We start from the raw sequence: 14,608 nt of genomic DNA on the forward strand, positions 1-14,608 counted from the left end.
TGAATATTGATGAGGCGCGCCCATGAGACAAGGTCTCCACCAGCCCGGTGAATTTCGCGACAACTGCGGCTTCGGCCTGATTGCGCATATGGAAGGGCAGGCCAGCCATGACCTGCTAAAGACGGCCATCGAGTCACTGACCTGCATGACCCATCGTGGCGGCATCGCCGCCGACGGCAAGACCGGCGATGGCTGCGGCCTGCTGCTGAAGATGCCCAGCGACTTCATGCGGGCCGTTGCCCAGGAGTCATTGGGCGTCGAGCTCGGCGAGCGCTTTGCCGTCGGTAGCCTCTTCCTGCCGGACGACGATGCCCGTGAGCAGGCCGCCCGTGAGGTGCTCAGTGGCGAACTCGAAGCCCGCGGCCTCACCGTGCAGGGCTGGCGCGACGTACCCACCGATTCAAGCGTCTGTGGCCCCATGGCGCTGGACTGCCTGCCGCGCATCCGTCAGGTCTTCATTACCGCCGACGACAATCGCCTCGAGGCCGAGCTGGGCGTCGACCTGTTCATGGCCCGGCGCCGCGCCGAGGAAAAACTGGCCGGTGAGCCGGAGTTCTACGTCTGCTCCCTGTCTTCCCAGGTGGTGTCCTACAAGGGCCTGATGATGCCGGTGGATCTGCCCACCTTCTATCAGGACCTGGGCGACGAACGCCTCGAAACCGCCATCTGCGTCTTTCACCAGCGTTTCTCGACCAACACCGCACCGCGCTGGCCGTTGGCCCAGCCGTTCCGCCTGCTGGCCCACAACGGTGAGATCAACACCATTGAGGCCAACCGTGGCTGGGCGAACTCGCGCAAGGAAAACTTCGTCAATGATCGGCTCAGCGAAATCGCCGAGCTCGATGAGATCGTCAATACCTCCGGCTCTGACTCCTCCAGCATGGATAACATGCTCGAGGTACTGATGGCCGGCGGCATGGATATTTACAACGCCGTGCGCATGATGGTGCCGCCGGCTTGGCAGAACGTGGAAACCATGGACGGCGATCTGCGCGCCTTCTATGAGTACAACTCCATGCATATGGAGCCCTGGGATGGCCCCGCCGGCATGGTGATGACCGACGGTCGTCACGCCGTCTGCATGCTGGATCGCAACGGCCTGCGCCCGGCCCGCTGGGTGATCACCAAGAATGGCTATATTACTCTGGCTTCCGAGATCGGTACCTACGGCTATCGGCCCGAAGACGTGGTGGCCAAGGGCCGTGTCGGCCCGGGGCAGGTGCTGGGTATCGACACCCAGACCGGTGAGATCCTGCACACCGAAGACATCGATAATCGCCTGAAGTCGGCGTTTCCCTATCGTCGCTGGCTCAAGGACGAGGCCAGCTATCTGGAGTCGGCACTGACCGAGCTGGCCCGCTTCCAGCCCATGGGCACCGACGAGCTCAACGTTCACCAGAAGCTCTTCCAGATCACCTTCGAGGAGCGCGATCAGTTGCTGCGCCCGCTGGCCGAAAGCGGCCAGGAGGCCGTGGGCTCGATGGGCGATGACACGCCCATGGCGGTGCTGTCGCGCCACGAGCGCCTGCTCACCGACCACTTCCGCCAGAAGTTCGCCCAGGTCACCAATCCGCCCATCGACCCGCTGCGCGAAGCGATCGTGATGTCGCTGGAGACCATCTGCGGTGCCGAACTCAACGTCTTCGATGCCACGCCCGAGCACGCACATCGTCTGATCCTGACGACCCCGGTGCTGTCACCGCGCAAGTTCACCGCGCTGGTCAGTCAGGACGATCCGGCCTTCGTAAGCCAGCACCTGTCCCTGGCTTACGATCCCGAGACCATCGGGCTCAAGCAGGCCATCCAGGTGCTGTGCCGTCAGGCCGAAGATGCCGCCCGCAGCGGCAAGGTGATCCTGGTGCTGAGTGACGCCGGACTGGAGAAGGGCCAACTGCCGATTCAGGCCGCGCTGGCCGTGGGTGCCGTGCATCATCACCTGGGGCGCCAGGCGTTGCGCCCGCGGGTCAACCTGGTCGTCGAGACCGGCTATGCCCGCGACGCTCACCAGATGGCGGTGCTGTTCGGGGTCGGGGCCACGGCGGTCTATCCGTATCTCGCCTACCAGGTGATGGCCGACATGCATCGCACCGGCGAGCTGACCGGCAACCCGGCAGACGCCCGCGAGAATTATCGCAAGGGCCTACAGAAGGGGCTTTACAAGATTCTCTCCAAGATGGGGATCTCGACCCTGGCGTCTTACCGTGGTGCCCAGCTGTTCGAGGCGGTGGGACTTGGCAGCGAGGTCATGGACCTGTGCTTCACCAACATGGCGTCGCGCATCGAGGGGGCTGGTTTCAGCGAGCTGCAGATGCAGCAGGAGCTGCTGGCACGCCGTGCCTGGACGCCACGCAAGGGCATTGGCCAGGGCGGCCTGGTCAAGTATGTCCACGGCAAGGAATACCACGCCTACAACCCAGACGTGGTGACCACGCTGCAGCAAGCGGTGCAGCAGGGCGATTACCAGAAGTGGAAGAAGTTTGCCGCCCTGGTCAACGAGCGTCCGGTGGCGACCATTCGTGACCTGCTGACCCTGAAGCCCGCCGCCGAGCCGGTGCCGCTCGAGGAAGTCGAGGCCATTGAGGACTTGATCCCGCGTTTCGACAGCGCCGGGATGTCGCTGGGTGCGCTGTCGCCGGAGGCTCACGAGGCCCTGGCTCAGGCCATGAACGAGGCCGGCGGACGCTCCAACTCTGGTGAAGGCGGTGAGGACCCGGCACGCTACGGCACCATCCGCTCATCGAAGATCAAGCAGATCGCCTCAGGGCGCTTCGGCGTTACCCCGGCCTACCTGGTCAATGCCGAGGTACTGCAGATCAAGGTCGCCCAGGGCGCCAAGCCTGGCGAGGGCGGCCAGCTGCCCGGGGGTAAGGTCAACGAGCTGATCGCGCGGCTGCGCTATGCGGTGCCCGGCGTGACACTGATCTCGCCGCCGCCGCACCACGACATCTACTCGATCGAGGATTTGGCCCAGCTGATCTTCGACCTCAAACAGGTCAACCCGGACGCCCAGGTGTCGGTGAAGTTGGTCTCCGAGCCCGGCATCGGCACCATCGCCACCGGTGTGGCCAAGGCCTATGCCGACCTGATCACCGTGTCCGGCTACGATGGCGGTACCGCAGCGAGCCCGCTGACCTCGATCAAGCACGCCGGCAGCCCCTGGGAGCTCGGCCTGCCCGAGGTGCATCAGGCGCTGCGCATCAATGGCCTGCGTGACAAGATTCGCCTGCAGACCGACGGTGGCCTCAAGACCGGCCTCGACGTGGTCAAGGCGGCGATTCTCGGTGCCGAGAGCTTCGGCTTTGGCACCGCGCCGATGGTCGCGCTGGGCTGCAAGTACCTGCGGATCTGCCACCTCAACAACTGTGCGACCGGTGTGGCCACCCAGGATCAGTACCTGCGCGACGAGCATTTCCGCGGCACCGTGGACATGGTCAAGCACTACTTCCGCTTCATCGCTGAAGAAGTGCGCGAGCTGATGGCGCTGCTCGGAGTGCGCAAGCTCACCGATCTGATCGGGCGCACCGACCTGCTCGAGGTCCTCGAGGGCCAAACCAGCGCCCAGCGCAAGCTCGACCTGACGCCGCTGCTCGAGAACGACCACGTGCCGGCCGAGGCGCCGCAGTTCTGCCGTGTCAATCGCAACGTACCCCATGATCCGGGCGCCAAGAACCTGGAAGTGCTCGAGGCGCTGCGCTCGGCCATCGACGACAAGTCCGGCGGCGAGTTCGACTTCACCATTACCAACTGCGATCGCAGCGTGGCGGCCATGACCTCCGGGGCCATTGCCAAGCGCTATGGCGAGGCCGGTCTCGAGGACGCGCCGATCACCGCGCGCTTCAAGGGCGTGGCCGGCCAGAGCTTCGGGGTCTGGAACGCACGCGGCCTGAACCTGTATCTCGAGGGCGATGCCAACGACTACGTCGGCAAGGGCATGAACGGGGGCTCGATCACTATCGTGCCGCCCCAGAATAGCCACTTCGAGAGCCATAAGACGGCGATCATCGGCAATACCTGCCTGTATGGCGCCACTGGCGGCACCCTCTACGCCGCCGGTACCGCCGGCGAGCGCTTCGGGGTGCGTAACTCCGGGGCGACGGCGGTCATCGAGGGCGCCGGCGACCACTGCTGCGAGTACATGACCGGCGGCCTGGTCACAGTGCTTGGCGAGACCGGCGTCAACTTCGGCGCGGGCATGACCGGCGGTTTCGCCTACGTGATCGACGAGGATCGCACCTTCGTCGACAAGTACAATCACGAACTGGTGGAGATCCATCGGATCAACACCGAAGCCATGGAGGCGTACCGGCGCCACCTGAGGGAGGTCATCGAGGACTATGTCGCCACCACCGGCTCGGCGCGAGGCGAGGCGATTCTCGAGGACTTTGGCCACTTCATCCGCCATTTCTGGCTGGTGAAGCCCAAGGCCGCGAGTCTTGGCAGTTTGCTCGCCGAGTCCCGGCGGCGACCCGAGTAAGCCGAGTCCCGGCGGCCCTGATAAGGGCCGTGTCCCGGCGGGGCGCCAAGCGGCCCCGCCCTGACCTTCCAGTTTTCGAGGAGAGACGACCATGGCAGAGCGTCTTCAGCACAACGATTTTCAGTTTATCGACGTGGGTCGCCAGGACCCGCAGAAGAAGGCGGCGCGCACCCGTTCGCGGGAGTTTGCCGAGATCTATGAGCCCTTCCAGCCGGGCGAAGCCGCCAGTCAGGCAGATCGCTGCCTGGGCTGCGGTAACCCCTATTGCGAGTGGAAGTGCCCGGTCCACAACTATATTCCCAACTGGCTGAAACTGGTGGCCGAGGGCAATATCCTCAAGGCCGCCGAGCTGTCCCATGAGACCAACTCGCTGCCCGAAGTGTGTGGGCGGGTGTGCCCGCAGGACCGTCTCTGCGAGGGCGACTGTACCCTCAATGACGGCTTCGGCGCGGTGACCATCGGTTCGGTGGAGAAGTACATCACCGATACCGCCTTCGCCATGGGCTGGCGCCCCGACATGTCGCAGGTCAAGCGTACCGACAAGCGGGTGGCCATCGTCGGCGCCGGCCCGGCAGGCCTTGGCTGTGCCGATATTCTGGTGCGCAACGGCGTCACGCCGGTGGTGTTCGACAAGTACCCCGAAATTGGCGGCCTGCTGACCTTCGGCATTCCGGAGTTCAAACTCGAGAAGAGCGTGATGGAGCGCCGTCGGGCGGTCTTCGAGGAAATGGGAGTGGAATTCCGCCTCAATACCGAGATCGGTCGTGACATCACCATCGATGACCTGATGGAAGACTACGACGCCGTCTTCCTCGGCATGGGCACCTACAAGTACATGCAGGGTGGCTTCCCGGGCGAGGATCTGCCGGGCGTGCACAAGGCGCTGGATTTCCTGATCGCCAACGTCAATCACTGCCTGGGCTTCGAGAAGGATGCGGCCGACTACGTCTCTTTCGAAGGCCAGCGGGTGGTCGTGCTGGGCGGCGGCGACACGGCCATGGACTGCAACCGCACCTCCATTCGCCAGGGGGCGGCCAGCGTGTCCTGCGCCTACCGTCGTGACGAAGAGAACATGCCGGGCTCCAAGCGTGAGGTGGCCAACGCCCGCGAGGAAGGCGTGGAGTTCCTGTTTAACCGCCAGCCGGTGGCAGTGGTCGGCGAGGAGCGGGTCGAAGGCATCAAGGTCGTGCGTACCCGCATGGGCGAGCCCGACGAGAATGGCCGTCGGCGTCCCGAGGTGGTGCCGGGCTCCGAAGAAGTCCTGCCGGCGGATGCGGTGGTGATTGCCTTCGGTTTCCAGCCCACCGACATCGACTGGCTCGAGCCGAGCAACATCGCGACCGACGAGCGTGGCCGCATTACCGCTCCGGAACACGGCCGCTACCCCTTCCAGACCAGCAACGCCAAGGTGTTTGCCGGGGGCGACATGGTGCGCGGCTCCGACCTGGTGGTCACTGCCGTGTATGAAGGCCGTCAGGCCGGCGAGGGCATCCTCGATTATCTCGAGGTGTAGCCTCTGCGGCGATGCTGGCGAGGGGCGCGACCAGTGTCGTGACTCGCAAGGGCGCTAGCCGCGTGTGAGGTGGCAGGGTTTCGCCTCTGTGCGTCGCGACACGGCTGGGCTGCGAGCGTCTCCGGCGACAGGCCCGCGAGGAGGCGCTGTGCCCCCGTCCCTGGGCACTTCCTCTGCCATCCATGGCAGAGGACCTCCTCTTCGGCCTGTCCCCGGCGTCGCGGCCCCGTCAGCGTCCTTGCGACGTTGATCGGCCTGCCAGTCCTGTTTCCATCATTTCCAGGCAGGGGCCGAAATTGAGCCGCCAAGGCGACTCTGCTATTCTGTCGTCCCATCCTGGTGCGGTTTCCTGCCGCGCCTTCTGATCACGTTTCGACAGGTTCTCCATGACACGATATATCTTCGTGACCGGCGGCGTTGTGTCTTCTCTAGGCAAGGGCATCGCGTCCGCTTCGCTGGCGGCGATTCTCGAGGCGCGTGGCCTCAAGGTCACCATGCTCAAGCTGGATCCGTACATCAACGTCGATCCGGGCACCATGAGCCCCTTCCAGCATGGCGAAGTATTCGTCACCGAGGATGGCGCTGAAACCGACCTGGACCTGGGCCATTACGAGCGCTTCATCCGCACCAAGATGACCCAGAGCAACAACTTCACCACCGGCCGCGTCTACGAGCACGTGCTGCGCAAGGAGCGCCGTGGCGACTACCTGGGCGGCACGGTGCAGGTGATTCCGCATATCACCGACGAGATCAAGCGTCGGGTCTATGAAGGCGGGGAAGGCTTCGATGTGGCCCTGGTCGAGATCGGCGGCACCGTCGGCGATATCGAGTCGCTGCCGTTCCTGGAGTCGATCCGTCAGATCAGAAGCGAGCTGGGGGCCAACCGCGCCATCTTCATGCACCTGACTCTGGTGCCCTATATCCAGACCGCCGGCGAGACCAAGACCAAGCCGACCCAGCACAGCGTCAAGGAGCTGCGCTCGATCGGTATCCAGCCGGATATCCTGATCTGTCGCAGCGAAGTCGAGCTCGAAGAGACCGAGCGGCGCAAAATCGCCCTGTTCACCAACGTCGAAGAGCGGGCGGTGGTGCCGCTGCAGGATGCCGATACCATCTATCGCATTCCGCTGATGCTGCACGAGCACGGCCTCGACGAGATCGTCTGTGACAAGCTGCGTCTGGAAGCCGATGAGGCCGAGCTGGATGAATGGGTGCGCGTGCTCGATGCCAAGCTCAATCCGCTTAAGTCGGTCAACATCGCCATGGTCGGCAAGTACATGGAACTGCTGGATGCCTACAAGTCACTGAATGAGGCGCTGATCCACGCCGGCATCCAGAACCGCATCAAGGTCAACATCGACTACATCGATTCCGAAGACATCGAGCGCCATGGCCCGGAGCGGCTGGCCGGCAAGGATGCCATCCTGGTACCTGGCGGTTTCGGTGAGCGGGGTGTGGAAGGCAAGATCGCCACCGCTCGCTTCGCCCGCGAGCAGAAGATCCCCTACTTGGGCATCTGCCTTGGCATGCAGGTGGCGGTGATCGAGTTTGCGCGTCACGTCGCTGGCTGGACGGATGCCAACTCCACCGAGTTTACCCACGACACCAAGCATCCGGTGGTCGGCCTGATCACCGAGTGGCTGAATGCCGAAGGCAAGATCGAGCTGCGCGACGAGGCCTCCGATCTCGGCGGCACCATGCGCCTCGGTGGCCAGGTCTGTCATCTGAAGCCGGGCTCCAAGGCCCGCGAGGCCTACGGCAACGACGAGATCGTCGAGCGCCACCGCCACCGCTTCGAGGTCAACAACCAGTTCATTGGCGAGCTGGAGAAGGCCGGCCTGGTGATTTCCGGCAAGAGCGTCGATGAGTCGCTGGTGGAAATGGTCGAGCTGCCGGACCACCCCTGGTTCGTGGCCTGCCAGTTCCACCCGGAATTTACCTCTACGCCCCGCGATGGCCATCCGCTGTTCAGTGGCTTTATCCAGGCGGCCCTCGAGCACAAGCAGATGCGCGCCCGGCAGCAGGCCCAGGCCCAGCCGCAGGGCTAAGGAGCTCAGATGAGCGAACCACAGAAAATCATCGAGGTTGCCGGCCTACGGGCCGGCAACGCCCTGCCGCTGACCCTGTTTGGCGGCATGAACGTGCTCGAATCCCGCGAGATGGCCCTCGAGGTCGCCGAGCGCTACGTCGAGGTGACCGGCAAGCTCGGTATGCCCTATGTCTTCAAGGCCAGCTTCGACAAGGCTAACCGCAGCTCGATCCATTCCTACCGCGGGCCGGGGCTCGAGAAGGGGCTCGAGATCCTCGCCGAGGTCAAGGAGCGTTTCCAGGTCCCGGTGATCACCGACGTTCACGAGCCCTGGCAGGCCGCGCCGGTGGCCGAGGTCGCCGACATCATCCAACTGCCGGCCTTCCTGGCCCGTCAGACCGACCTGGTAGTGGCCATGGCCGAGACCGGCGCGGTGATCAATATCAAGAAGCCGCAGTTCCTGGCGCCCCATGAGATGCGCCACATCACGCGCAAATGCGAGGAAGCGGGCAATGATCGCCTGATCCTCTGCGAGCGCGGCTCGAGCTTCGGCTACAACAACCTGGTGGTCGACATGCTCGGCTTCGGTGACATGAAGGCCACCGGCTATCCGCTGTTCTTCGACGTCACCCATGCCCTGCAGCGCCCCGGTGGGCGGGCCGACAGCGCCGACGGGCGTCGCGCCCAGGTCGCCGAATTGGCGCGTGCCGGTGTCGCCGTGGGTCTGGCGGGACTCTTTCTGGAAGCCCATCCCGATCCCGACAATGCCAAGTGCGACGGCCCCTGTGCCCTGCCGCTGGATCAGTTGGAGCCGTTCCTTACCCAGCTCAAGGCGCTGGATGATCTGGTCAAAGGTTTTCCGGCTTTGACGATTTCCTGAACCAGGCAAGAGCGGCCCGGCGGTCCGCCGGGTCGTCTATCCGCTCTTGCATGCAGTTCCCGATAGACGTCTGTTTTCGACGAGACGGTGGTCGATAGACCCTTTACGAGCGGAGCCGTGACTCCCTCCAGGCACGCCGACTGGATCAACGCTTAGCGATAATAAGGACGAGATCATGACCAAGATTGTTGATATTCGCGCCCTCGAGGTGCTGGACTCCCGCGGTAATCCCACCGTGCAGGCCGAGGTGGTGCTGGACAGCGGCGCCAAGGGCGTGGCCTGTGCGCCGAGTGGCGCCTCCACCGGCTCTCGCGAGGCACTGGAGCTGCGTGACGGCGACAAGAGCCGCTATCTGGGCAAGGGCGTGCTGAAGGCCGTTGAGGCCGTCAATGGCGCCATTCGTGAGCGACTGACGGGGCTCGACGCCCTCGACCAGCGCGGCCTGGACAACGCCATGCTCGAACTCGACGGCACCGAGAACAAGGAAAGCCTCGGCGCCAACGCCATCCTCGCCGTTTCCCTGGCTGCCGCCAAGGCTGCCGCCAGCGCCAAGGGCACCGAGCTCTACGCGCATATCGCCGAGCTCTATGGCCAGCCGGGCCAGTACCTGATGCCGGTGCCGATGATGAACATCCTCAACGGCGGCGAGCATGCCGACAACAACGTCGACATCCAGGAATTCATGATCCAGCCGGTAGGTGCGCCGTCCTTCCGTGAAGGCCTGCGCATGGGCGCCGAGATCTTCCACGCCCTGAAGAAAGTGCTGGCGGGCCGTGGCCTTTCTACCTCGGTGGGTGACGAGGGCGGCTTCGCGCCTAACCTCGCCTCCAACGCCGAAGCCCTGGCGGTGATCAAGCAGGCGGTGTCCGATGCCGGCTACACCCTGGGCAGCGATATCACCCTGGCACTCGACTGCGCCTCCAGCGAGTTCTTCAAGGACGGCCAGTACAGCCTGTCTGGTGAAGGCAAGAGCTATGACGCCGCGGGCTTTGTCGACTACCTGGCCGAGCTTGCCGACCAGTACCCGATCGTTTCCATCGAAGACGGCATGGACGAGTCCGACTGGGCCGGCTGGAAGGCGCTCACCGACAAGCTCGGTGACAAGGTGCAGCTGGTCGGTGACGACCTGTTCGTGACCAACACCAAAATCCTCAAGCGCGGCATCGACGAGAAGATCGGCAACTCCATTCTGATCAAGTTCAACCAGATCGGCTCGCTGTCCGAGACGCTGGATGCGATCAAGATGGCGCAGGATGCCGGCTTCACCGCGGTCATCTCGCACCGCTCCGGCGAGACCGAGGACACCACCATTGCCGATCTGGCCGTGGCGACCTCGGCGGGGCAGATCAAGACCGGCTCGCTGTGCCGCTCCGATCGCGTCGCCAAGTACAACCGCCTGCTGGTAATCGAGCAACAGCTGGGTGAGGCGGTGCGCTATCCGGGTCTTGCGGCCATCAAGGGGCAGGGATGAGCTCGCTACGCTCAGTGACATGACATGAAAGGTAAGACGAAAAGGCGCCCGTGGGCGCCTTTTTTTTGTGTCTGGCGATGCTATGCGCTATAGCGAGTGCGCATCATGTCTTCATTGCTTGTAAGAGATTACCGACAACTTGAGCCCGATATACTCGACATTGATCAGGAAATGATCGCTTCTGAAGCACTATTGTTTACTTAAATATTTGAAAATAATGAGTTTTTGGAAAACGGTGCGTAGGAGGTAAGGTATCTTTGCCTTCATTGGCCGACTTGAGAACCCCGTCATAGCTGCCACACTGTGCTTGGGATGTGGGGAAGCAGGATGCTTTCCCGGCAGGATGCAACGGGATGGTAGTCGGGTGCGCTCGGTGCGACAGGACGTCGTTCCCGGGCAAGGAAGTCACCTCAGGAGTCGAGCATAAGGACATGCTCAAGGAACAGCTAGGAGCGGGCGACCTTCGGGTCGCCTTTTTTATGTGCGTTTTTTAGGCGTGCCTGCACGCGGGTCGAGGCGTTCCAGGTAAGCAACCAACGGCGCGAATCGGTGGCGGGTGGCACGGCTTGCCGCGTCGTACAGGCCTCTGCGCCACTAGATGGTTTCAATAGACGCCTTTGCCAATCGCCGCGCTCTCGGCTCTATCTGGCACGGGTGCATGACAGGCGCATAAATCACGGGCGCATAAAAAAGGGCCGGCGATGTCTCGCCGGCCCTTTTTTGCCTTCCAGGCTGCATCAAGCGCAGGGGCTCAACGCTCGAGCAGTTCCTTCTTGCCGCTCTTGCCATCCCATTCCTCGGCATCGGGCAGCGGGTCTGTCTTCTCGGCGATATTCGGCCAAACTTCGGCCAGCTCGGCGTTGAGCTCGATGAACTCCTGCTGGCCCTCGGGGAGCTCGTCCTCGGAGAAGATGGCCTCGGCCGGGCACTCCGGTTCACAGAGGGCGCAATCGATGCACTCGTCGGGGTGGATGACCAGGAAGTTGGGACCTTCGTAGAAGCAGTCTACCGGGCAGACCTCCACGCAGTCGGTGTACTTGCACTTGATGCAGTTCTCGGTGACGACGAATGTCATGGGGCTTCCTCGATCGTTAGCTGTCAGGGGTCGATGGTGCGCCTTGTCCCTGAATGTGTCGTTTGGCCAGGCTTCGTGCGAAAACTACCTGCGCTCGGCAATACGGTGTTAAAAATTGGCTCAAAATACTCATTTACACCCGTAAACTGGAGCGCCAGCCCGGTCCGCTTCTTCGCCAATTTTTGCCTTGTCTTGCCTTCGCTCGCTGACGTTTCGCACAAACCCTTGTCTAGTTATAAGCGGCTCGATCATTAGAAGCCGCCATTCTAATTGGGCGAATATTTTAGTCGTGGCGTGCAGGGCCAGCAAGTCATCGCGGCGGTCGGCGGGCAGAACGTTTCGGCATTTATTCATGCCCGTTGTGCTGCGTTGTGGACGCTTTCACCGTCGATCGTGTCAGCCCGCTCAACTACCCTTGGCATGTCTAGGCCTCTTGCTAGGCCTCAGACCTTCTCACGCCATGTATACAGCAGTTCCAGGGCCTGGCGTGGACTCAGGCCGTCGACATCCAGGCTGGACAGTTCGTCGAGCAGCGGGTGCGGCGTGCTGGCGAACAGGTCGTCCTGGCGCGGTGCCGAAGGTGCTGCGCTCGCGCCGGTATCCGCTGCCGGGTCGGCCAGGGGCGTCTGGCGCTGGCCCTGATCGATTTCCTGCTGTTCAAGCAAGGCTAGCTTCTCGCGTGCCCGGGCGATCACGTGCTGGGGCACCCCGGCCAGCTGAGCGACCTGCAGGCCATAGCTCTGGCTCGCCGGGCCATCTTCCACCCGGTGCATGAAGACGATGCCGTCCTTGTGCTCGGCGGCGGTCAGGTGCACGTTGGCGACGCCCGGTGCCTGATCGGGCAGGGCGGTCATCTCGAAATAGTGGGTGGCAAAGAGCGTGAAAGCTCGCGAGCGAGTCAGGTGCTCGGCGCTGGCCCAAGCAAGCGACAGGCCGTCGAAGGTCGAGGTGCCACGCCCGATCTCGTCCATCAGCACCAGGCTCTTGTCGCTGGCGTTATGCAGGATATTGGCGGTCTCGGTCATCTCGACCATGAAGGTCGAGCGGCCGCCGGCCAGATCGTCCGAGGAACCGATGCGGGTGAAGATGCGATCCACCGGGCCGATCTCAGCCGCATCGGCGGGTACGAAGCTGCCGGTGTGGGCCATCAGGGTGATCAGTGCGGCCTGGCGCATGTAGGTCGACTTACCGCCCATGTTGGGGCCGGTGATCACCAGCATGCGTCGGCTGTCGTCCAGCGCCAGGTCGTTGGGCACGAAGGGCGCCTCGCTGACATGCTCGACCACCGGATGGCGACCGCCCTGAATATTGATGCCCGGCGCCTCGGTGAGGGTCGGGCGCACGAAGTCGAGCGCCTGGGCACGCTCGGCGAAGCTTGCCAGCACATCGAGGCTGGCAAGCGCCCGGCCGGACTGCTGCAGGGCGTCGAGCTCGGCGCCCAGGGTGTCGAGCAGGGCTTCGTAAAGCAGTTTCTCGCGGCCCAGCGCCCGGGACTTGGCCGATAGCGCCTTGTCCTCGAACTCCTTGAGCTCGGGAATGATGAAGCGCTCGGCGTTCTTCAGCGTTTGGCGGCGGATATAGTCCGCCGGCGCCTCTCGAGCCTGAGCGCGGGGAATCTCGATATAGTAGCCGTGCACGCGGTTATAGCCGACCTTGAGGCCGGCAAGGCCGGTGCGCTCGCGTTCGCGAGTCTCCAGCTGGATCAGGTAGTCTCCGGCGTTTTCGGCCAGGCCCCGCTGTTCGTCGAGCTCTTCGTCATAGCCGCTGGCGATCACACCGCCATCGCGGATCACCACCGGCGGGTTCTCCACCAGCGCCCGGGTCAGCGTCTCGGCAAGGGCGGGATAAGGGCGGATATGGCGCTTGAGCTCATCGAGTGCGGTGCCCTCGTCGAAGCCGGAAAGGCTCGCCTCGAGGCCGGGCAGGGCGTTCAGGGCGTCACGCAGCCGGGCCAGGTCGCGGGGGCGTGCACTGCGTAGCGCCACCCGCGCCAGGATGCGTTCGACGTCGCCGATGGCCTTCAGGTCGTCGCGTAGGGGCAGGAAGGCCTCGTCGTCGAGCAGCAGCGCCACGGCGGCCTGGCGGGCCAGCACCCGCGGGCGGTCGTGCAGCGGCCGGTTCAGCCAGCGCTTCATCAGCCGCGAGCCCATGGCGGTGGCGGTGGTATCGAGCACGCTGGCCAGGGTGTTATCTCCGCTGCCGCCCAGGTTGGTGTCGATCTCCAGGTTGCGCCGGCTGGCGGCGTCGATGACCACGGCATCGTCGCGGTTCTCGACGCCGATGGCGGTCACGTGGGGCAACTGGGAGCGCTGGGTGTCACGGGCATAGTCGATCAGCACCCCGGCGGCGGTCATGGCGGCCTCGAGGTGGGCACAGCCGAAGCCGCGCAGGTCCTGTACCGCGAACTGGTCGCACAGGGTGCGGGTCGCGGATTCGAGATCGAACAGCCAGTCGCTCTGGCGGCGCAGGCCGCGGCGCTCGGCAAGCGAGGGCGGAAGGTCCTGGCTGTCGGCGATCAGCAGCTCGGCGGGGTCGAGGCGCTGTACCTCGGCGAGCATCTCGGCCTCACCCTCGACCTCCAGTACGCTGAAGCGCCCGCTGGAAAGCTCCAGCCAGGCCATGCCCCAGGTCTCGCCACGCGGATAGGCGGCCAGCACCAGGTTGTCACGGCTGGCATCGAGCAGCGCCTCATCGTAGAGCGTGCCGGGGGTGACGATGCGCACTACCTTGCGCTCCACCGGGCCCTTGCTGGTGGCGGGGTCGCCGATCTGTTCGCAGATCGCCACCGACTCGCCGGCCTTGACCAGCCGCGCCAGGTAGCCCTCGGCGCTGTGGTAGGGCACGCCCGCCATGGGAATGGGCTTACCCGCCGACTGGCCGCGCTGTGTCAGGGTGATGTCGAGCAGTGCGGCGGCGCGCTTGGCGTCGTCGAAGAACAGCTCATAGAAGTCCCCCATCCGATAGAACAGCAGCACCTCGGGGTGCTCGCGCTTGATCTTCAGGAACTGGCTCATCATCGGGGTGTGCTGGGCGCTGGCCTGGGTCATGGGTTTCCTTGATTGCTTTGGCGTGCGTGGCGCTGCAAGGCGCGGCTGGACGTGACAGCGAGGACATGGCACCACCTGGACGGGTGGCTCGTCAGGGGCGGTCAAAAGGCGATATTCTA

General features: G+C 64.0%; 7 protein-coding genes. 5 read left to right on the top strand and 2 right to left on the bottom strand.

Annotated features, from left to right (window positions below; all coding sequences use genetic code 11):
- Positions 1-22: 22 nt before the first annotated feature.
- The 5 genes from gltB to eno all read left to right on the top strand — a co-directional run bounded on the left by gltB (position 23) and on the right by eno (position 10,367).
- Positions 23-4,474, top strand: coding sequence for a glutamate synthase large subunit (gene gltB / locus BLR71_RS03025; protein ID WP_092523015.1), 4,452 nt, complete (start codon positions 23-25; stop codon positions 4,472-4,474).
- Positions 4,475-4,565: 91 nt separating this feature from the next.
- Positions 4,566-5,987 carry an FAD-dependent oxidoreductase gene (locus BLR71_RS03030; protein WP_092523017.1) on the top strand — a complete coding sequence of 474 codons (1,422 nt, stop codon included), beginning with the start codon at positions 4,566-4,568 and terminating at the stop codon, positions 5,985-5,987.
- A gap of 386 nt (positions 5,988-6,373) precedes the next feature.
- Positions 6,374-8,035, top strand: coding sequence for a CTP synthase (locus BLR71_RS03035; RefSeq protein ID WP_092523019.1), 1,662 nt, complete (start codon positions 6,374-6,376; stop codon positions 8,033-8,035).
- A 9-nt stretch (positions 8,036-8,044) separates the two neighbouring features.
- The gene (kdsA, locus tag BLR71_RS03040; protein WP_092523021.1) at positions 8,045-8,896 is read left to right on the top strand and encodes a 3-deoxy-8-phosphooctulonate synthase; all 852 of its coding nucleotides are present in this window, start codon (positions 8,045-8,047) and stop codon (positions 8,894-8,896) included.
- Positions 8,897-9,071: 175 nt separating this feature from the next.
- Positions 9,072-10,367 (top strand): phosphopyruvate hydratase, encoded by a 1,296-nt coding sequence (gene eno, locus BLR71_RS03045; RefSeq protein WP_092523023.1) that lies wholly within the window; start codon positions 9,072-9,074, stop codon positions 10,365-10,367.
- Between the two features lie 751 nt (positions 10,368-11,118).
- Here the strand turns inward: eno and fdxA are convergent.
- Both fdxA and mutS read right to left on the bottom strand, forming a co-directional pair.
- Positions 11,119-11,442, bottom strand: a complete 324-nt coding sequence (fdxA, locus tag BLR71_RS03050) for a ferredoxin FdxA (protein ID WP_092523025.1) — start codon at positions 11,440-11,442, stop codon at positions 11,119-11,121.
- A gap of 443 nt (positions 11,443-11,885) precedes the next feature.
- Positions 11,886-14,489: a DNA mismatch repair protein MutS gene (gene mutS / locus BLR71_RS03055; protein WP_092523027.1), complete on the bottom strand. Its 2,604-nt coding sequence runs from the start codon at positions 14,487-14,489 to the stop codon at positions 11,886-11,888.
- Positions 14,490-14,608: the final 119 nt, after the last annotated feature.

Source organism: Onishia taeanensis (assembly GCF_900100755.1).
GTDB lineage: Bacteria > Pseudomonadota > Gammaproteobacteria > Pseudomonadales > Halomonadaceae > Onishia > Onishia taeanensis.